22 protein-coding genes are annotated in these 20,615 nt (G+C 26.6%); 18 read left to right on the forward strand and 4 right to left on the reverse strand.

Annotated elements, in window-relative coordinates; genetic code table 11:
• Positions 1 to 286 precede the first annotated feature (286 nt).
• The 7 genes from QOZ84_RS07770 to QOZ84_RS07800 all read left to right on the forward strand — a co-directional run bounded on the left by QOZ84_RS07770 (position 287) and on the right by QOZ84_RS07800 (position 5,476).
• Positions 287 to 916, forward strand: coding sequence for a DNA-binding protein (locus QOZ84_RS07770; RefSeq protein ID WP_284132384.1), 630 nt, complete (start codon positions 287 to 289; stop codon positions 914 to 916).
• A gap of 75 nt (positions 917 to 991) precedes the next feature.
• Entirely contained in the window at positions 992 to 1,813 is an 822-nt protein-coding gene (locus tag QOZ84_RS07775) for a hypothetical protein (protein WP_284132385.1), read from the forward strand.
• 102 nt (positions 1,814 to 1,915) lie between these two features.
• Complete coding sequence (locus QOZ84_RS07780; protein ID WP_284132386.1) at positions 1,916 to 2,122, forward strand: hypothetical protein; 207 nt, start codon at positions 1,916 to 1,918, stop codon at positions 2,120 to 2,122.
• 115 nt (positions 2,123 to 2,237) lie between these two features.
• Positions 2,238 to 2,909, forward strand: a complete 672-nt coding sequence (locus tag QOZ84_RS07785; RefSeq protein WP_284132387.1) for a response regulator transcription factor — start codon at positions 2,238 to 2,240, stop codon at positions 2,907 to 2,909.
• Positions 2,899 to 4,122: a sensor histidine kinase gene (locus QOZ84_RS07790; protein WP_284132388.1), complete on the forward strand. Its 1,224-nt coding sequence runs from the start codon at positions 2,899 to 2,901 to the stop codon at positions 4,120 to 4,122. Before QOZ84_RS07785 ends, QOZ84_RS07790 begins: the two co-directional genes overlap by 11 nt.
• A gap of 122 nt (positions 4,123 to 4,244) precedes the next feature.
• Complete coding sequence (gene trxA, locus QOZ84_RS07795) at positions 4,245 to 4,562, forward strand: thioredoxin (protein ID WP_284132389.1); 318 nt, start codon at positions 4,245 to 4,247, stop codon at positions 4,560 to 4,562.
• A 17-nt stretch (positions 4,563 to 4,579) separates the two neighbouring features.
• Entirely contained in the window at positions 4,580 to 5,476 is an 897-nt protein-coding gene (locus tag QOZ84_RS07800) for an NAD(P)/FAD-dependent oxidoreductase (protein WP_284132390.1), read from the forward strand.
• 45 nt (positions 5,477 to 5,521) lie between these two features.
• Here QOZ84_RS07800 and QOZ84_RS07805 read toward each other — a convergent pair whose 3' ends face one another.
• Together QOZ84_RS07805 and QOZ84_RS07810 are read right to left on the reverse strand one after the other, a co-directional pair.
• Complete coding sequence (locus tag QOZ84_RS07805; RefSeq protein WP_284132391.1) at positions 5,522 to 5,977, reverse strand: hypothetical protein; 456 nt, start codon at positions 5,975 to 5,977, stop codon at positions 5,522 to 5,524.
• A gap of 23 nt (positions 5,978 to 6,000) precedes the next feature.
• A complete protein-coding gene (locus QOZ84_RS07810; protein ID WP_284132392.1) occupies positions 6,001 to 7,266 on the reverse strand; it encodes an ArsB/NhaD family transporter in 1,266 nt (421 codons plus the stop codon).
• 388 nt (positions 7,267 to 7,654) lie between these two features.
• On the opposite strand from QOZ84_RS07810, the gene QOZ84_RS07815 reads away from it, so the two are divergent.
• Positions 7,655 to 9,082: an alanine/glycine:cation symporter family protein gene (locus tag QOZ84_RS07815; protein WP_284132393.1), complete on the forward strand. Its 1,428-nt coding sequence runs from the start codon at positions 7,655 to 7,657 to the stop codon at positions 9,080 to 9,082.
• A 32-nt stretch (positions 9,083 to 9,114) separates the two neighbouring features.
• On the opposite strand, the gene QOZ84_RS07820 is transcribed toward QOZ84_RS07815, so the two are convergent.
• Positions 9,115 to 9,525, reverse strand: a complete 411-nt coding sequence (locus tag QOZ84_RS07820) for a hypothetical protein (RefSeq protein ID WP_284132394.1) — start codon at positions 9,523 to 9,525, stop codon at positions 9,115 to 9,117.
• 287 nt (positions 9,526 to 9,812) lie between these two features.
• Between QOZ84_RS07820 and recQ the strand changes: the two genes are divergently transcribed.
• From recQ to moaA, 6 genes are all read left to right on the forward strand, one after another.
• Positions 9,813 to 12,281 carry a DNA helicase RecQ gene (gene recQ / locus QOZ84_RS07825; RefSeq protein WP_284132395.1) on the forward strand — a complete coding sequence of 823 codons (2,469 nt, stop codon included), beginning with the start codon at positions 9,813 to 9,815 and terminating at the stop codon, positions 12,279 to 12,281.
• A gap of 72 nt (positions 12,282 to 12,353) precedes the next feature.
• Positions 12,354 to 12,593, forward strand: a complete 240-nt coding sequence (locus tag QOZ84_RS07830) for a hypothetical protein (protein WP_284132396.1) — start codon at positions 12,354 to 12,356, stop codon at positions 12,591 to 12,593.
• Positions 12,594 to 12,631: 38 nt separating this feature from the next.
• Positions 12,632 to 13,474, forward strand: a complete 843-nt coding sequence (locus QOZ84_RS07835; protein ID WP_284132397.1) for a DegV family protein — start codon at positions 12,632 to 12,634, stop codon at positions 13,472 to 13,474.
• A 305-nt stretch (positions 13,475 to 13,779) separates the two neighbouring features.
• On the forward strand, positions 13,780 to 14,595 hold the full coding sequence (gene yqeB, locus QOZ84_RS07840) for a selenium-dependent molybdenum cofactor biosynthesis protein YqeB (protein WP_284132398.1): 816 nt from the start codon (positions 13,780 to 13,782) through the stop codon (positions 14,593 to 14,595).
• A 33-nt stretch (positions 14,596 to 14,628) separates the two neighbouring features.
• A complete protein-coding gene (locus tag QOZ84_RS07845; RefSeq protein WP_284132399.1) occupies positions 14,629 to 15,429 on the forward strand; it encodes an XdhC family protein in 801 nt (266 codons plus the stop codon).
• Positions 15,430 to 15,527: 98 nt separating this feature from the next.
• Complete coding sequence (moaA, locus tag QOZ84_RS07850; RefSeq protein WP_284132400.1) at positions 15,528 to 16,487, forward strand: GTP 3',8-cyclase MoaA; 960 nt, start codon at positions 15,528 to 15,530, stop codon at positions 16,485 to 16,487.
• 36 nt (positions 16,488 to 16,523) lie between these two features.
• Here the strand turns inward: moaA and QOZ84_RS07855 are convergent, their stop codons facing one another.
• Entirely contained in the window at positions 16,524 to 17,267 is a 744-nt protein-coding gene (locus QOZ84_RS07855) for a lysophospholipid acyltransferase family protein (RefSeq protein WP_284132401.1), read from the reverse strand.
• A 214-nt stretch (positions 17,268 to 17,481) separates the two neighbouring features.
• Between QOZ84_RS07855 and QOZ84_RS07860 the strand changes: the two genes are divergently transcribed.
• From QOZ84_RS07860 to QOZ84_RS07875, 4 genes are all read left to right on the forward strand, one after another.
• Entirely contained in the window at positions 17,482 to 17,757 is a 276-nt protein-coding gene (locus QOZ84_RS07860; RefSeq protein ID WP_284132402.1) for a hypothetical protein, read from the forward strand.
• A gap of 290 nt (positions 17,758 to 18,047) precedes the next feature.
• Positions 18,048 to 19,229, forward strand: coding sequence for a C40 family peptidase (locus QOZ84_RS07865; protein WP_284132403.1), 1,182 nt, complete (start codon positions 18,048 to 18,050; stop codon positions 19,227 to 19,229).
• Between the two features lie 155 nt (positions 19,230 to 19,384).
• Positions 19,385 to 19,927: a biotin transporter BioY gene (locus QOZ84_RS07870; RefSeq protein ID WP_284132404.1), complete on the forward strand. Its 543-nt coding sequence runs from the start codon at positions 19,385 to 19,387 to the stop codon at positions 19,925 to 19,927.
• Complete coding sequence (locus QOZ84_RS07875; RefSeq protein WP_284132405.1) at positions 19,921 to 20,310, forward strand: DUF1284 domain-containing protein; 390 nt, start codon at positions 19,921 to 19,923, stop codon at positions 20,308 to 20,310. The genes QOZ84_RS07870 and QOZ84_RS07875 overlap by 7 nt, the downstream gene beginning before the upstream one ends.
• Positions 20,311 to 20,615: the final 305 nt, after the last annotated feature.

A 20,615-nucleotide genomic window follows, 5' to 3' on the forward strand; every position in this document is an offset into this window, starting at 1 on the left:
TTGAAGGTAAAAATAATATATGATAAGATTATTACATGGAATAATAAACAATAAAGGAGACAAATATGAGCTTTATAAAAAAAGGTTAGCTTCTATTGGTATAGTAGGAGTAAAGATACACACATAATTTTATAATGCCAGAGTTAAAGATAGGTGAATAATGCGATAAGTAAAGATTTTAGCTAATAAATATAAAAAATCAGCTTTATAAGTGAAGTGAATTTTGTGAAAAATTACATATTATGATACAATAAATATAAGTTAATTTAGATTATGGAGGAGAAGCATGAAAGGCAAGGAAAGAATAGAAAAATTCTTAGAATTACAAGAGAAAAATATTGAGTTTGAAGATATATCAAAAGAAATTGGAATAGCTTCAAAAACACTTAGGTCATTTTTAAATAGAAATGGATATAAATTAGAAAATAATAAATATAAGATAAAAGAAAGCAATGAAATTAAACAAATCGAGTTTAAAAATATAAAAGAACAAAAAAAAGAAAGTAAAAATGGTAATACTAAAAACACAAAAGAAAAAAATAAGATAAAGTCACAAAAGAATAATAATCCTAAATTAGAAATTTCTATAAAGGAAAAAAATAAAAAAAAGTTAACTCCAAAAAAAGATAAAAAAATAAATATGACAGTAGAAGATATGGATAAATTATGTGAAGTATATGATTGGTATATGCAAGTAAAAGACTATAAGTCTATGAAACCTAAAAAAATATCTTCTAAAAAAGACATAAATATAGAAAATAAGGATATGACTAATCTAAAGAATACTAGTATAAGGGTCGACAAGACAACATGGGAAAACTTCGAAAGATTATGTAGTAATTCACAATTTAGTAAACAAGAAATACTTACTCAAGCATTACGAGATTTTATGAATGAGCACAAATACTTGTTATAAAAGTAAAAAAATTAAAAAGTAAAAAATTAAAAAGTAAAAAAATATAATGATATTTAAATATGAGGAGCTTAAAATATGAGAAAAATTTCAAAAACATCATGTTTGTTATTAATAATATTATTAACCAATATAATAGCTCTTAGTGGATGTAAAAAGAATACTGTTAGTGAGAATAGAAATAAAGCTGTAACTAATATACAAATAGACAATAAAAATGCGAAAGCGATTAGTATAACAAATCCTGAAATTACTAATATATCAAGTGTAGATAAAAATAATACTGTCACTAAAATAGAAAATACTTCTAATTTTTATATATCTAACATTTGGCTAGGTTATGAAGAACTTGATAAAAACAATAATATGATTTCTAATTCAGAGACATTTTTAGATTTAACCTTAGCACCAGGAGAAACATCTTATATTGCATTTCCGCATAAAGAATATGCAAAGAGCATAAAAGTAACATCTTATGGATATGATGCAGAAAATAAAATTGTAAGTATTTATTTAAAAAAAGATGTTGTGAAAATAAGAGATAATCAGCAACAAATAGAAAATAGCAAAATACATGAAGTTTTAACTATATCAGATGTATATAAAAAAAATGATTCGAATGATAAAAATACATATGCAGTAAAGGTTAAAAACTCATCCCAAATAGATTTAGGAAATATTGCGCTTAAAATAGGTGAATTAAAAAATGATGAATATGTGGCCGTTAACCACTTAGCAGCTTATAATGTACTAAAGGCATCAGAAGAAATAGAAATAGATATAATAGCTACAACTGACGCTGATAAATTAAAAATAATAGGATATAGTTACGATGATGTAAAAGAAAAAGCTAATATAGAAATTGATCTTAAATCTCATACAGCTACGATAAATAAATAATTCAATAACAAATTAAATTATATGGATAAATACTATGTTTATGATAAATAATAAATAATGATTATTTATAAAAATTAGTATAATACGAAAGAAGGATTTGGTATGCAAAAAAGAACTAAAAAAACAAAAGAAAAAAATTATGTTGGTATGTATAAAAACAATACAGATCTTACAGATATAGTCAGTTGTTACTTTTTAGCTTTGAACCAAATGAAAGGATGTTCTTATACTGGGCAGTGCAATGACATTGATATGTATAATGATTTATCAAGTTTAGAATATAGGGAAAATGGCACTTATGAAAATTAAAAATAAGCTTAGAATGCTCGATGTATTAACTAATTTTAATTAGTTAATACAACGGGCTTTTTATGTTGTAAAATACAAATTAATCAAAGTTTATAATTAGTAAGGGGGAATATTTTTGAAGGTACTAGTAGTAGAAGACAATAAAATTCTTTTGGAAAGTATGCTAATTGAATTAAGAAAACATTTTGATGTAGGTGGTTGTGAGGATGGAGAAGAGGCACTATATTTAATAAATCAAAACATATATGACTTAGTAGTTCTAGATTTAATGCTTCCGAGTATTGGTGGAATAGAAATATTAAAGAATATAAGACATAATGGCATAAATACACCGGTTCTTATTTTAACAGCAAAAGAAAGTTTAGATGATAAAGTTAATGCTTTTGAAATAGGTGCAAACGACTATTTAACAAAGCCATTTTATATGGAAGAATTACTAGCAAGGATATATGCGATACTTAGAACTAACGGTAAGATAAAAGATAAGAATATTATAAATTTTAAAGAACTATATTTAGATACTAATAAAAAAACTGTATTAATAGGAAATAGTGAAATTGAACTTCAAAATAAACAATTTAATTTATTAGAGTATTTTTTAATAAACAAAGGATCTATATTATTGAAAGAGCAAATATACGATAGAATATGGGGAATAGACTCAGATGCTACTATAGAAATAGTAGAAGTTTATGTTAGTAACTTAAGAAAAAAATTAAATAAGTATGGATATGATAAATACATAAAAACCAAGCGTAAGGTAGGGTATTTATTTGATGATAAATAAAAATGTATTTAATAAAACTAAGAACAGTTTGATAAAAATAAATATAATTGTTGTTGTAAGTTTTTTTATTATATTTTCTATATTTATATACTCTTATTTTCAGGGACTTTCATATAATAGTATAGATAAAATATTAAGGTTAGAATTAGAGAATATATCTATTCAATTAAGTAATACTTCACTGTTTTATCCCATAGTTTTAAAAGACCCAAGTAATATGGTATATGTATATGAAGGAAACCGGATAAGGTATTATACACAAAATGGATATTTTGAAGATATATTTCCAGAAAGAAAAAAAAATAAAGTAAATGAATTTTCCACATATAAAAAAAATGGATATACATTTAGAGAACTTAACATAGAAATAGGCAAATATAAAATACAAATAATAAGAAATATAGATTCTGAAATAAATTCATTTAAACAACTTATATTTGTATTTATTATAGCTATAATAATGGCTGTTATTATTACGTATTTTGTGGCACTATATTTGACTAAAAAAGCACTAGTGCCAATAGAGACTGCTTGGAATAACCAAGTTAAATTTGTTCAAGATGCATCTCATGAACTTAGAACACCTATATCAATTGTATCGTCAAAATTAGAAAGTATGCTCAAATCACCAAATAATACTGTAATAGATGAAGTTGAAACTATAGCAGATGCAATGAAAGAAACTAGAAGAATAAAAAAAATGATAAGTGATTTACTATACCTTACAAAAGAAGATTCTATTAATAAAACAAATAAAGAACAAACAAATATAAAAGAGCTATTAAACGAGATTAGTAATGACTATATAGATATAGCACAAGTTCAAGATAAAGTATTTAATATAAATATAGAAATTAAAGATGAAATAATTATTACGGATAAAAATAAATTAAGACAATTACTTCTTATATTTATAGATAATGCATTTAAATATACCAAAAAAGGGGATAAAATATTAATTGAAGTTAAAGATAAAGGTAATGATATAAGTATATGTGTTGTTGATAGTGGTATAGGAATAAAAAAAGAGGATATACCATACATATTTGACAGATTTTTTAGAAGTAATAATGTTAGAAATAAAGATATAGATGGCTCTGGTATAGGTATGTCTATTGCTAAAATGCTGTGTTCAAGTTTGAATATTGGAATAGATGTAGATTCAAAATTAGGAGACTATACAAAAATTGAAATAATAATACCTAAAAAGTAAAATAAAATTGTTTTAAATTACATAGAGGGGGTATATATGTAATAAATAAAATATTATAAATAATAACTATATTGTAGTATTATACATAGTATAATAGTATAGAATATTTAGGAGGATAAAAGATGGCTAAAGTTATAAATACAACACAATTTAGAGGCGATGTAGAAAGTAATAAAGGGATAGTAGTAGTAGACTTTTTTGCTACTTGGTGTGGACCTTGTAAAATGTTAGCTCCAGTGTTTGAATCACTAGGAGAAGAAATGAAAGATGAAGCTAGATTTGTTAAAGTTGATATAGATCAAAGCTTAGAAATAGCACAACAATTTAATGTATCTACTGTACCAACAATGATGATATTTAAAGATGGAAAACCAGTAGAATCATTAGTAGGATTTATGCCTAAAGAAAAAATAAAGGCTAAGGTTAAGTCACATTTATAATATGATAGGTGGTAAATATGAGATATGATATAGCAATAGTTGGTAGTGGCCCTGCAGGGCTATCTGCAGCAATAAATGGAAAAATAAGAAATAAAAATATAATAGTTTTTGGAAATGAAAATCTAAGTAATAAGTTGGTAAAAGCACCATCTATAGATAATTATTTAGGATTTTATGATATAAGTGGAGATGAATTAAAAGACAAATTTAAAAAGCATATAGAAAGTATGGATATTGAAATATCCACCAAAAAGATAAATAATGTTTATGCAATGGGTGAATATTTTGCTCTAATGTCAGGAGATGACATGTTTGAAGCAACTACTGTCATATTGGCAACCGGAGTAGAATACGGAAAACCTATTAAAGGTGAAGAAGAATTTTTAGGTAAAGGTGTAGGATACTGTGCAACATGTGATGCACCTTTATATAGAGATAAAAAAGTAGCTATAATTGGATATAATAAGGAATCAGAGGAGGAAGCTAATTTCTTAAATGAAATAGCATCTAAGACATATTTTATACCTATGTATAAAAATGAAGGCTTAATGAGATCTTCAAATGATTTAGATAGTTCTATAGAAGTTATAAATGAAAGACCTATACAAATACAAGGTGATAATCTTGTAAACCGTGTAGCTTTTAAAGAAAATGAAATAGATGTTGATGGAGTTTTTGTAATAAAAGATAGTGCATCTCCAAAAGCTCTAGTTCCAGGGATAGAAACTGATGGTCCTCATATTAAGGTAGATATCGATATGAAAACAAGCATAGAGGGTTGTTTTGCAAGCGGAGACTGTGTTGGAAAACCATATTCATATATTAAATCTGCAGGACAAGGTCAAATAGCAGCGTTAAGTGCAGTTGCATATTTAGATAAGTTAAAGATAGAGCAAAAAAAACAACAAAAATAATTTCAATAAAAATATAGCTAGGATTTTTTAATCCTAGCTATATTTTTAAATTTTTTTAGATGAAATTTTAGCAAATTCTATTTCTTGTAAAATATCATTTAATTCCTTATCTAATCTTAAAAGTTCATTAGAATTAACATTATGGTTTAAGAATAAATACTCCATTTCAGAGGTTATGTTATTAACTTTTTTATTAACGTCAATAAATAAATTGAAATTAGTACTATGTATAGCGGTACTAAATTTTTCTAAATCTTTTTTTATGAAAGAAACTATTTCATATTCATCAGAAAAAACACCTTGTGGTAGAGGATAAGGCTTTATTCTTTGTAAAAAATACTTATTTTTAGTATTAATATTGTAAGAATAGGATATCTCAACATTATCATTTAATTTAAACTTCATAAAGTACAATAAACCTTGTACCTTAATTACATCTGACGCGCCCATTTGACGAAGTAAGATTTCTATTGCATCTCCTTGAGCAGTGTTTATATTCATTAAAACATCACCTTTCTAAATAACTAGAATTTTAATATTAAATAAGCTGTAGAAATAATTATAGTTAAAATCATGATAGGAAATCCTATTTTAAAATAGTTTTTAAATGTTATTGGATACCCATGTTTTTGGCCTACATTAGCTAAAACTATATTTGCTGATGCACCTATTAATGTACCATTTCCACCTAGACATGCACCTAATGAAGTTGCCCACCAAAGAGGCACAACATCTATACCTTGTGCCTCCATAGTTAAAATAAGAGGAATAAGCGTTGCTACAAAGGGAATATTGTCTAAGAATGAAGAAACTATTGCAGATATCCATAATATTATCAACATAGTAAGCATTGGATTACCTTTAGTAGCATTTATTAGAGCCGTTGCAAGATCATTTATAATACCTACTTCTTGGAGGCCGCCAACTATTATAAATAACGATATAAAAAATACTATTGTAGACCATTCAATACTTGCTAATATTTCATCAATATCTTGATTGCCAATCATAAGCATTATAGTAGCACCAGTCAAAGCTATAATACTAGATTCAATGTGAATAATGCTATGAAGTGTGAAGCCTAAAAGTATAAAAATCATAACAACTATGCTTTTAATAAGCAGCGCTTTGTCTTTAATAGCTTTGTTTTCATCTAAACTTAAAATATTTTGCTTATGAGATTCCTCTACTATAAGTTTTTTACCAAAAATAAATTTAAAACAAATAATAACAACAAAAAGTAATAAAACAACAACAGGTCCTAAATTAATGACAAAGTCAGTAAAGCTAAGATTAGCTGCACTTCCTATCATTATATTTGGTGGATCACCGATAAGTGTTGCAGTACCCCCGATGTTAGATGCTATAATTTGAGTTATTAAAAATGGAACAGGATTAAGATCTAAGATATGAGTTATAACAATTGTCATAGGACCAATTAATAAAACTGTTGTAACATTATCTAAAACAGCAGATAATATTGCTGTTATAAAAATGAAACTAACCATGATTTTCCATGGATCCCCTTTTGCCTTTTTAGCTGTAAATATAGCTATATATTCAAATAATCCTGAATTTTTAACTACAGCAACAAAAAGCATCATGCCTATTAAAACACCAATCGTATTAAAGTCAACATGACTTAGCCCAACTTCCATAGGAAGTATGTTAAATAAAACCATAAGAAGTGCGCCACTTAATGCAGCTACACATCTATTAATTTTTTCTGTGATAATAGCTAGCATAACTAGTGAAAATATAACTATAGCTATTATTTGTTCTGTTCCCACTATTACATACCCCCCAGTATTAATATTTGTCCAATAAATAAATATTAGTACTCTTTAGTACTATTTGCAATTAAAGCATATAAAATAATTTTGACACAAATTAAAATAAAATATCTTAATTTGAAAAATAAAACTGTTTTTAAAATATGACGGCAAATGTTTTTTTTATTCAAAAGAATAAAAAATGCAAGTTGAAATTAGAATTATGCAATTTTAGGGTTGAAAAATACATAAGTAACATATATAATGAATATAAAATAAAAAAAAAATCAAAATACTCATTAATCACTTATTTAAAAAAATTTAGTATTTAATGAAAATAGTATAATGAAATTATTGATTTTCATTAAATATAATTAAAACTATAGAATATTAAGGGGGCTTTAAAATGGAAATATTATTAAAATTAATCGATAGCTTAAATACATTTTTGTGGTCTTATATATTAGTAGCTGCATTAATCGTATTAGGAGTGTACTTCACTTTTAAAACTAAATTTGTTCAATTTAGATATTTCAAAGAAATGTTTAGACTTTTAGGAGATGGAAATTCTAAAGAAGCAAAAGCTGAAGGAAAAGTATCATCTTTCCAAGCATTTTGTATAAGTACTGCTTCAAGAGTTGGAACAGGGAATATAGCAGGTATAGCACTTGCACTTATAGCAGGAGGACCTGGAGCTATATTTTGGATGTGGTTAATAGCTTTAGTAGGTTCAGCATCAAGTTTTGTAGAAAGTACATTAGCTCAAATATATAAAGTTAAAGATGGAAAATCTTTTAGAGGTGGACCAGCTTATTATATAGAACAAGGTTTAAATAAAAAGTGGATGGGTGTTACATTTGCGGTACTTATAACTATTTGTTTTGGATTTGTATTTAACGCAGTTCAAGCAAATACAGTTGCAGCTGCATTTAGTAATGCTTTTGGGATAGATAAATTGACTATGGGTATAGCCTTAGCTGTATTAACAGCTGCTGTAATATTCGGTGGAATTCATAGAATTGCAAAAGTTTCTGAAATAATAGTACCTATATTTGCAGGATTATACATCCTAGTTGCACTATTTATAGTAGTAATGAATATAGGTCAACTACCAAGTGTATTTAAGTTAATATTTGAAAGTGCATTTAATGTTGGATCAGTAACTATGGGGAGTATGGGTGGTATCATGTTAATTGGTATAAAAAGAGGATTATTCTCTAATGAAGCAGGTATGGGTAGTGCACCTAATGCAGCTGCTACAGCAGAAGTATCTCACCCAGTAAAGCAAGGTCTAATACAAACATTAGGAGTATTTACAGATACTATAGTTATATGTAGTTGTACAGCATTCATAATACTTCTATATCCTGCATACGCAGAAACTGGATTAACAGGAATAGAATTAACACAAGTAGCATTAAGTTCTCATATAGGACCTATAGGAAATATATTCATAGCTGTTTGTATATTCTTATTTGCATTCAGTTCTATAGTAGGAAATTACTACTATGGTGAATCTAATATGGAATTTATAAAGGTAAATAAAGTAGGAATAAATATATTTAGAGCATTAGTTGTAGGAATGGTTTTATTTGGAGCATTAACTAAAGTACAAATAGTTTGGGATTTAGCTGATGTATTTATGGGGCTTCTGGCTGTTATAAACTTAGTAGCGATAGTGCTTTTAGGAAAATATGCATTTATGGCATTGGATGACTATACTAAGCAGAAGAAAGCTGGTATAAAAGATCCTATATTTGATGCATCTAATATAGAGGGACTTGAAAATGTTGAGTGCTGGAATAGCAAGTCAGTTAAAAAGAAAATAGTATAATATAAAAAGGCTATCTCAAGAGAGATAGCTTTTTATTTAATTTCAAATGTTTCTAGATAATTACAAAAATCTTTAAATTTATTAATATCTTTTATTTCTTGCAGATTTCTAATATCTATTATTATATTACTGGGCTTATGCAAAATAAATTCCATATCGAATAATTCACATTCAAAAAAACCAACCTTAAAATTATATTTGTAAGGTTTATACTTATGAAAATTATGCTCAAAGTATTTTATTTTAGCATAACATAATCTATGTATATTAAATAAAAGGGCTAAAGTAGACTGCTTTACAGCAAATTTATTAGAAAAATATTTTGTAGTATAGTATTTATCATGTTTGAATTCCCAAATTAAAGAATCATTTAGAGAAAGAGAGTATTTTTGTATTAGTTTATATTTTTCGGGTGAAAGCTTATCTATCTCCTTAAATTTCATAAATACCTCCAATATTTACATATGTAGTAGTTATTATTATATATGTAGTAGTTGTTATTATATATGTAAATATGAAAGTTAAAATGTATAGAATAAATATTTTATATAGAGCTTTAAACAGATATAAATAAAAGCTATGTATAAAATACAATCATTAAATATGATGGATAAAGATATTGTTAGTGTGTTAATATATAATAAGTGAAAACTAAAAAATGATGAATAAAAAATATAAAAATGACTATAATTTAGTCAAATTTAGGTTCGTTTAGTAAGGAGAATGATATATGAATATAACACCTTTAGACATACTGTATAAGTACTATGGATATACAAGTTTTAGAAAAGGACAAGAAAGTATTATAAACTCAATTATAAATAAAAAAGATGTACTTGCAATAATGCCAACTGGAGGAGGTAAATCTATTTGTTATCAAGTTCCTGCTTTGTATTTAGATGGAGTGACAATAGTTATTTCTCCATTAATATCACTGATGAAAGATCAAGTAGATGCTTTAAAGACTATGGGCATAGAAGCAGAACTTATAAATAGCTCTCTTTCTGCTAATGAGTATAACTTAGTATTAGAAAATATAAAAAATGACAAATATAAAATAATATATGTTGCACCAGAGAGATTAGATAGTTTAGACTTTATAAATTTAATAAAGTATAAAAATATAAGTCAAGTTGCAATAGATGAAGCCCACTGTGTTTCGCAATGGGGTCATGATTTTAGGGTAAGTTATAAACGAATTCCATATTTTATAAATAGTTTAGAAACTAGACCTATAGTAACTGCCTTTACAGCTACAGCTAGTGATGAAGTTAGAGAGGATATCGAAAGTGTATTAAATCTAAATAATCCAGATATTTATATAACTGGTTTTGATAGAGAAAATTTATCTATAAACGTAGTAAAATCATCGTCTAAAAATAGATATTTATTAGATTACATAGAAAATCATAAAAATGAAAGTGGAATAATTTATGCATCAACTAGAAAAGAAGTAGAAAGTATTCATGAAGGCCTATCAAAGAAAAAGTATTCAGTGTCTAAGTACCATGCAGGACTATCTACAGAAATTAGAAAAGAAAATCAAGAAAATTTTATAAATGATGATATAAAAATAATGGTAGCAACTAATGCTTTTGGTATGGGAATAGATAAGCCTAATATTAGATGGGTTATCCACTATAATATGCCACAAAGTATAGAAAATTATTACCAAGAAATAGGTAGAGCAGGAAGAGATGGAGAAGATAGTGAGTGTATTTTATTATTTGCTCCAGGAGATATACATACTCAAAAATATCTAGTAGAAGTGTCAATTGAGAATTCTGATAGAAAAAGAGTTCAATATAAAAAATTGCAACAAATGGTAGACTTAGTTTATAGCAATATGTGTTATAGAAAAACTATATTAAATTATTTTGGGGATAGCCTTGAAAATGATTGTAATAATTGCAGTAATTGTTTAAATGAAGGTGAAGTAGTAGACAAGACATTAGATGCACAGATGGTTATATCGTGTATTGCTAGGATGAAGAGGGGCTATGGGGCTACTATGATTATAGATGTTCTTAGAGGATCTAAAAATAAGAAGGTATTAGAACTTGGATTTGATAGTTTATCTACATATGGGATAATGAAAAAATACTCTAATGAGGATTTAAAAACATTTATAAATACATTAGTATCTCATGGATTTTTAGATATAGTAGAAAATATAGGTATGAGAGGTAGTTATCCGACAATTAGATTAAATGAACAGTCACTTAAGGTAATCAAAAAAGAAATTAAAGTTGAATTTAAAGAGGCTAAGGTAACTAAATCTAGATATGTAGAAAATGAATTATATGAAAGATTAATAAATATAAGAAGTGAAATAGCTAAAACTGAAGGAGTAGCACCATATATGGTATTTGGGGATGCTACACTAAGAAATATGGCAAGTTTATATGCTACAACTAAAGATGAAATGATGAACATATCAGGAGTCGGAGAAATTAAATATCAAAAATATGGTAAATTATTTGAAAATGAAATAAAGCTATATTTAGTAGAAAAAAATATAGATAAAGATAGCTTATTAAATAAATACGATGAGGAAAAAACAAATACTATAAAAGATAACGAATACTTTGAAGTAAAAACAGATAAAAATTTACATGAAAAGCTAAAAGAATTTAGATTAAATGTATCAAAAGTAGAAGGAACTTTACCATATATGATACTTAGTGGAAATACTTTAAAAGAAATAAGCGGAAGGTATCCACTAGATGAAGAACAACTTAAGGACATAAGTGGAATAGGTCCTGTTAAGATAAATAAATATGGTGAAGAGATCATAGATATAGTAAAGACGTATGTTAATGAAAATAATATTGTACCTAAATGGGAAGACAAAAAAAGGCTTAAACTTATTTTAGATGGAGATAACAGAAAGAATGATGAAATAGTATTAGATTTATTAAATCAAGGACAAAATATAAAAGATGTTTGTGAAGAAATCGAAGTGTCTGTATCAACAGCGTTAGGATACATTTATGATTATATAAAACAAGGACAAAATATAAAATTTGATATAGATATAAAATCAATGTATAAGGAAAATGAGAAAGAAATGATATTAGATGCAATAGATAGATTTGGAGATGAAAAAATAAGCTATATAAAGAAAGTATTACCTGATTTTGTAAAATATGAAAGTATAAGGGCTATAATACTTGAAAAATATATAGATAGTTTATAATAAAGCAACAAAGGGGATAAAAGTAACAATATAGAAGTAATAAAGCAATTAAAGTTAAATGGGGGATTTTATATGGAAAGATGGTATAAGCTAAATTTAGGATTTGGATTATTTGGGATTTTGATTTTCATAGCTAGTATGATGTTTTTTAAAAAAATGCCTTTATTCTTATTGCCAGCGATGTTTGGTATAGGAATTATATTTAAAAGTTTAAAAAATATTTATAAAAATGAACAACCAACTGCAAATAAAAAGTCAAAAAAATTTGATTACAGTTCAACTAATAGAAAAAAAAATCATAAAAATAAATAATATATTAATTTAGTTGTTACTAAATATGGAGGAATAATATGGATAATATAAAAATAATATGTGATAGTTTGTCTGATATACCAATGCAATTGATAGAAAAATATGATATAGAAGTAGTACCGCTTAGTATAATGTTTAACGAGAAAGAATATATAGATGGGATAGATCTAACTAAAGTTGAGTTTTACAAAATGCTTAGAGAAAATGATAAGCTTCCTAAGACATCTCAAGTAACATATATGGCATTTAAAAATATCTTTGAAAAATATATATCTCAAAATAGACAAATTATATATATTGGAGGATCTTCAAAGACATCGGGAACATACCAAAGTGCTGTAATGGCTAAAAATGATATTAAACAAGGGAGTATTAATACTTTTGATAGTTTATCTTTATCAATAGGTATTGGATGTATGGTACTTATAGCGGCTAAATTAGCTAAGGAAGGCAAGAAGGTAGAAGAAATATTAAATCATTTAGAAAATTTAAGAAGTAGTGTATCTTTACTTTTCACAGTTGAAACATTAGATTATCTACAAAAAGGTGGAAGAATATCATTAGCTAAGGCTACTATAGGAAATATGTTAAATATAAAGCCTATATTATGTTTAGAAGATGGATTAATCAAACCAATTTTTCAAGTTAGAGGTAAAAAGCAAGCCATAAATAAAATAGTAGATATTATAAAAGAACAATATGGAGAAGATTTAAGTAATAAACAAGTTATAGTAGGTTGTGGAGATATAGATTTAGAAGCATTAAAGAAAAAATTAAATGAAGAATTTAAACTTGAAGAAATATTAGAAGTTAATTTGGGAAGTTGTATATGTGCTCATACAGGTCCGGGAGTTTTTGGTATAGCATGCTGTGACAAATAAAATGAAATATATTGTTGGAGTAGCAAAATCAATATGCTATATTCATCAAAGTACTGTGATGATGTAGCTGTAATATATCAAATTATGAAATCTGATAATGTTAAATCAATGCTTAATTTATATTTTAGTAACTATGGAAAAGACGCAATATAAGCGTCTTTTTTTTAGTATATAGAATATTATATTTAACGTTATTAAAAAGGTAATTTTAAAGTGTGATATAATTAACTATATAAATAAAAAACTATTTAAATAAATATAAAACAGTGAGCCTAATTATAAATTAAAAAAAATGGAGGCTTGTGATGGAAAACATAATAATAGTAAGAGGTGCAGGGGATTTATCAAGTGCAGTGATGCACAAGCTTAATAAGTGCGGCTTTAAAGTATTAGCACTAGAGGTAGATAAACCTTTAGCTATAAGAAGAAAAGTATCATTTTGTGAAGCTGTTTATGAAAAAGAAGCTATGGTTGAAAATGTATATTGTAAATTATGCAAAAATACTTATGAGATATACGATGCTTTAAAAGAAGGAAAAATCGCATTAGCAGTAGATCCTTTAGGTAAGTACATAGAAAAGTTAAAACCTAAAATAGTTATTGATGCCATTTTAGCGAAAAAAAATATAGGAACAAGTAAAAATATGGCAGCTTTAACTATTGCTCTAGGTCCAGGATTTTGTGCAGGTAAAGATGTAGATGTGGTTATTGAAACTATGCGAGGGCATAATTTAGGTAAAATAATATATAAAGGATACGCACTTGAAAACACAGGTATTCCAGGTAATATAAATGGAATGAGCAAAGAGAGAGTTGTTTATTCTAAACATATTGGAGTTATAACAAATTTAGTTCAAATTGGAGACATAGTGAAAAAAAATCAAACCATTGCTTATATAAAGGACGATAGCGAAAAAAATCATGAGGTAAGAGCAAGTATAGATGGGGTTTTAAGAGGTATTATAAAAAATAAAACTAATATAATAAATAAGCTTAAGATATTGGATATAGATCCAAGAATCGATGAAGTTGAAAACTGTTATACAATATCAGATAAAGCAAGATGTATAGCAGGTAGTGTATTAGAAGTTGTAATTTCCTATTATAATAACAAAATATAAGTATTAAGAGTTTATAATATTGGAGGAATTTATATGTATTATAAAATTTTAGATAAAATAAAGGCTGAGCTAAAAAAGGGAAATAAAGTTGCATTTGCAACGTTAACAGAAGTAAAAGGCTCTAGTCCTGGAAAAGCAGGTGCAATACTTGCGTTTTTTAAAGATAAAAGTATAATGGGAACTGTTGGCGGCGGAATACTTGAATATGAAGTTATAACTAAATGCGAAGAATGCTTAGAAGCTGGTGAAGATAGTTTGTTTTCACATTCCCTAGACGAAAGTTCACAAGATATGCCGATGCAGTGTGGGGGGGATGTATCAGGTTATATAAAAGTATTTAAACCTACTCCAAAATTGTTAATAGTAGGAGGGGGCCACGTAGGGTTTAATATATATAATGTATCTAGAAGTTTAGATTTTCACACTATAGTAATTGATGATAGGCAAGAATTTGGAAATAAAGAAAGATTTAAACTGGCAGATGAAATTTATTTTGGTAATATATCTAATATATTAGATAAATTGAAGATTGATGAAAATACGTATGTAGTAATAGCAACAAGATCATATGAAAAAGACTTAGAAGCTTTAAGAGAAATAATAAAACAGAATCCTACATACACGGGTATGATAGGAAGTGTAAAAAAGTGGACAACTTTAAAAAGTGAATTGATAAAAGAAGGCATAGAAGAGAATAGATTAAATAAAGTCTATGCCCCTGTGGGTCTTAATATTTCTTCTAATGATGTAAAAGAAATTGCATTTGGAATAGTTGCAGAATTATTGTTAGTTAAAAATAACGGACATTTATCTCACAGAAAAGATAGAAAATAAATTCAATATATGAAGCTACATAATATGCCACTAAAGATGCAAAATAGTATATAATTAGTTTATATAATAAAATAGGCAAGTAAAGAGGGTAGCTAGCTATGGTAGATAAATATGGAAGAAATATAAATTATGTCCGTATTTCACTTACGGACAAATGTAATTTAAGATGCATTTATTGTATGCCATCAGATATAGAGTTTGAGAAAAACTATATAAACGATGTGCTTAGCTTAAATGACTATAAATTTATTATTAAAGGAATGTCAGAACTAGGAATAAACAAAGTGAGATTTACTGGAGGAGAACCTCTTTTATATCCAAATTTAGTAGATTTGATAAGATATACTTATGAAGAATGTAGAATAGATGATATTGGAATAACAACTAATGGCATTAGGCTTCATGAAATGGCGTATGAATTATATCAAAATGGGCTAAAAAGTGTAAATATAAGTATGGATTCATTAAAAGAATATAAATATAAAAGTATCACAAGAGGTGGAGACTTAAAGGATGTTTTAAAATCTATCCACAAATGTTTGAGTTTAGGGATTAAAGTGAAAATAAATTGTGTTGTTATAAAAGGTTTTAATGATGATGAATTATTAGACTTTATGTTGATGACAAAGTTTTATCCAATAGACGTTAGATTTATAGAGCTTATGCCTTTAGGGGAAGCTAGTAAAGTTTATAAAAAAGGATATTTCAATATAGGGCAAATGATAGATAGTATAGATGAACTATATAAAGTAAGTTCAAATAAAAAAAGTGCAGCCCAATATTATAAATATGATGGAGCTAAGGGTCGCGTTGGGGTAATAACTCCTATGAGCTGTTCATTTTGTAGTGAATGCAATCGAATAAGAGTAACAGCCAATGGAAATATTAAATTATGTCTTCACTCAAAAGAAGAAATTGACATAAAATATTATCTTAATAAGCCACTAATATTTAGAGAAATAATGAAAGAAATGATATTAGAAAAACCAGAAAAACACTACTTAAATGAAAATCGATTTAGCGATACTAATAGAAGAATGTATCAAATAGGAGGCTAATATGTCAAATAAAAGTATGGAGAAATCTCCATACTTTTATTTATTTAAAAATTGTCTTATATTATTAATCATATTGTTTTTAATAGAAATGCCTAAATTACTGGATTTTAAACTAGTATCAGACAGGTGATCATAAACTGGATCTAAAAACTCAACCTCAATGGGATATGAATTAATTTTACCAACTGGGTGATATCCTTCATAAATATCTTTAGAATTTTTTATAACAAGAGGAACTATTGGACATTTAGCTTTATAAGCTATTTTAAGAGCACCACTTCTAAAATCAGATATTAATGAATTAGGGTCTTTTATCCAAGTCAGATCTCCTTCAGGGAATACCGCCATGCTGTGACCAGATAATATATTTTCAGAAGCCTTAATAATGCTTTTTATACCATCTCTATTATTCGATCTATTGATATAAACGCAGTTTATAAGACTAGTCCAATCTTTTATTAAAGGCATATTTTTCCAAATAGGCTCATCTGCTATTAAACAACCTGTAGGTCTATCAACACTAGCCATAAGTATAAAGCTATCTAACATACTAGAATGATTCATAACAAATAAAACAGGTTCGCTAGGAAGTTTTTCTTTTCCAAGTACCGTTAGTTTTACATCTATAAAATCAAGTGATTTTTTAGCTTGATTATGAATGAATTCAAATGTTTCTTTTGAACTAAATTTATCAGGACTCTTTTTAAACTTAATAAGCTTGGGTATAGCTAAAGAAAAACCTAATAATTGATAGATTAAAAATTTTATATAATTTAACAATATATTTCTCTCCTTAAAATAAGATTATTTATCAAAGAATAATTTTATCATAAAATGATTTTTTTTACAAAATAAACTAAGATTTAAATATTAATATTAGGAATAAAAAAACTTAGCACAAGAATATAAATTACATATAGAGAGATATTCTTTTATTGTTTAAAACTAAACAATGTAGAACAGTTTTTTATTAGATAAAAATGAGGAGGATAATATGGCAAAACAATTAGAAAGAGGTCATGAAGAAAGACTTTTAAGAATTAGAGTATTATCTCATAATGGCGATAAAGTGCATATAAAATTACCTATAAATTTCGTGAAAAAATTGGTTCAAAATAATGCATTAGATTTTTTTAATACTGAAAATGATATTATAGATAGTAAAAAATTATTAAATATAATACTGCATGCATTTGATTATGATTTGTCTGGAGAAATAGCTAATCTAGAAAGAAAAAATGGAGATATAATAAGAATAATACTTGATTAAAAATACATAAAATAATTTCAAATTAAATAAAAAAGTAAGTATTTCTTTATAGTTAAACTAAATTTGAAATACTTGCTTTTTTATTGTGGAAATTTAGCATATTATTAAAAACTTATTATTATGTAAGTTTCAGTTAATTATTTACTTATTTTCGTATTAAAACATAAAAAAATTAAAAAATATACAACAAATAGTAATTTTAAGTATATAATATAAGTAAGAATTATTTTGAAAATTTAGTAATTAAAATATATATTGTTAAAAATATACATAAAATGGGGAGATTAACTATGTTAGAAAGAAGAGTGGCGGTAGCTGTTTGTGCGACAAGTATAGGGCTGGCTATGGCATCAACAATTTCATTTGCAGATGAAAAGCAAGCAATAGTAACAACAAGTGCACTGAATATAAGAAGTGGACCAAGTACAGACTATTCAGTAATAACGAAGGTATACAAGGGTGATAAGCTAGAAGTACTAGAAAGTTCAAATGGATGGTATAAAATAAAGCTATCAAATGGAAAAATAGGATGGGGAAGCGGAGCGTATATAAGTACTTCATCTAATAGTGGTGGATCATCAGATAATGAAACATCAACTCCATCAAATGGAACTAAAGCAGTGATAACAACAAGTGCACTAAATATAAGAAGTGGACCAAGTACAAGTTATTCAGTAATAACAAAAGCATATAAAGGTGATAGAGTAGAGATATTAGAAAGTTCAAACGGATGGCATAAAATAAAGTTATCAAATGGAAAAATAGGATGGGGAAGTGGATCATATATAAGCACTTCATCTAATAGTGGTGGATCATCAGATAATGAAACATCAATTCCATCAAATGGAACTAAAGCCGTGGTAACAACAAGTACACTAAATATAAGAAGCGGACCAAGTACAAGTTATTCAGTAATAACAAAAGTATATAAAGGTGATAGAGTAGAGATATTAGAAAGTTCAAATGGATGGAACAAAGTAAAGATGTCAAGTGGAAAAATAGGATGGGGAAGTGGAGCATATATAAGTACATCAATTAATGATGGATCTAATAATGGATCAGGCAATGATAACACAGAAAATGAAGAATCGATCCCACAAGATAAGGGACAAGCAGTAATAGACTTAGTTAAAGCTCAGTTAGGAAGGCCATATGCATGGGGTGCAGAAGGGCCAAATAGTTTTGATTGCTCAGGATTAACTTATTATGTATACGGTAAAGTTGGAATAAAATTACCTAGAGTTTCCAGAGACCAATACAATGTTGGATCAAGTGTTAACTATTCAAATTTAAAGCCTGGTGATTTATTGTTTTCAAGCACAGATGGAAGTGGGAATATAACTCATGTTGGTATATATATAGGCAACGGAGAAATGATACATTCTCCAAAACCAGGGGATGTAATACAAAGAACTAATATAAATACTTCATACTGGCAAAATGCACATGTAGGAGCAAAAAGAGTATTATAAAATAATAAAGAAATCCATAGCAAGTAAGTTGCTATGGATTATTTTATTTTAATTATTTGTAAATTAGTATTTGTGAATCGGGAAAAAATAATATATAATAAAGGTAAACCTTTAAGAAGTATAAAGGTAAACCAAAAAACGAAGGAGTAAGATATATGAAATTATCTATTAGAGATTTAATAATATGTTCATTGTTTGCAAGTATAACAGCAATATTATCGCAAATATCAGTACCACTTCCATTTACAACAGTTCCACTTACGATGCAGGTATTTGCAGTTATGCTGTGTGGAATGTTATTAGGCAGTAAATTAGGATTTATATCTCAAATAATATATTTAGCAATAGGTACAATAGGTATACCTGTATTTGCACAAATGAGTGGAGGACCTGGAGTTATATTAGGACCTACGGGTGGATTTTTATTGTCATTTCCAATAGTTTCTTTTATAGTAGGATACTTCTCAAATAAAGGGAAATCTGAGTTTTTAGTAGTTGCAGGAATGATTGTAGCTCTTTTGACAAGTTATTTAATAGGAACATTTCAATTTTGTCTAATAATGAATATGAGTTTTATTAGTGGGTTTATGGCATGTGTATTACCATTTATAGTTATAGATATAATAAAAATAGGATTAGTTTATGTTGTAGGAATGAGTGTTTGTAAAAGAGTGAATTTAGGATTTGGAAAATGTTAAAAATAAGACCACACCATATTTTATGTATGAAGGCATATATAGGCAAAGGATATAGCCAAAAATTTAACGAAAATATGGAAAAAATAATAAAAACATTAAAAGAAAATGTGAATCAACAAGTAGAAGTAGTATTTGGATTAGACGATATATGTAGTAAATGTCCAAATAATATGAGAAATGGATTATGCAAAAGCCAAGATAAAGTAGAAAATATAGATTTAAAGGTATCAAAACACTTTGAAATTAAAAACGGTAAGTACACCTATAAGGACTTGCAGTATAAAGTTTATTCTAATATTAATGAAGATAAATTTATGGATATATGTAAAAGCTGTGAATGGCATTACATTACAAATTGTAAAGATTTAAATTTGAAAAAATAATAACTTAAGTTAACTAGCAAAATGAGTCAAAATAATATAAGTATATAAAAGAAAATCAGTCTAAAATAAATATTAATTTTGGGTTGATTTTTTTAGTGAAAAAAATATTTGAAATAGGTGAAACTAAGTTGGAAAATTCGGATTATATATTTCAGAATAAGGAAAATGTTATTTATAAGGTTTGATAGATATAAATATAAATACTGAAATAAATAAGTAGATAATTAAATAAAAAAATAATTAAAAAAATAACTATTATAATATAAAAAAATAAGAAAAATTATCAAATGAAATGGTTGACTTAC

This window comes from Romboutsia sedimentorum (genome assembly GCF_030131845.1).
GTDB classification, from domain to species: domain Bacteria; phylum Bacillota; class Clostridia; order Peptostreptococcales; family Peptostreptococcaceae; genus Romboutsia_D; species Romboutsia_D sedimentorum.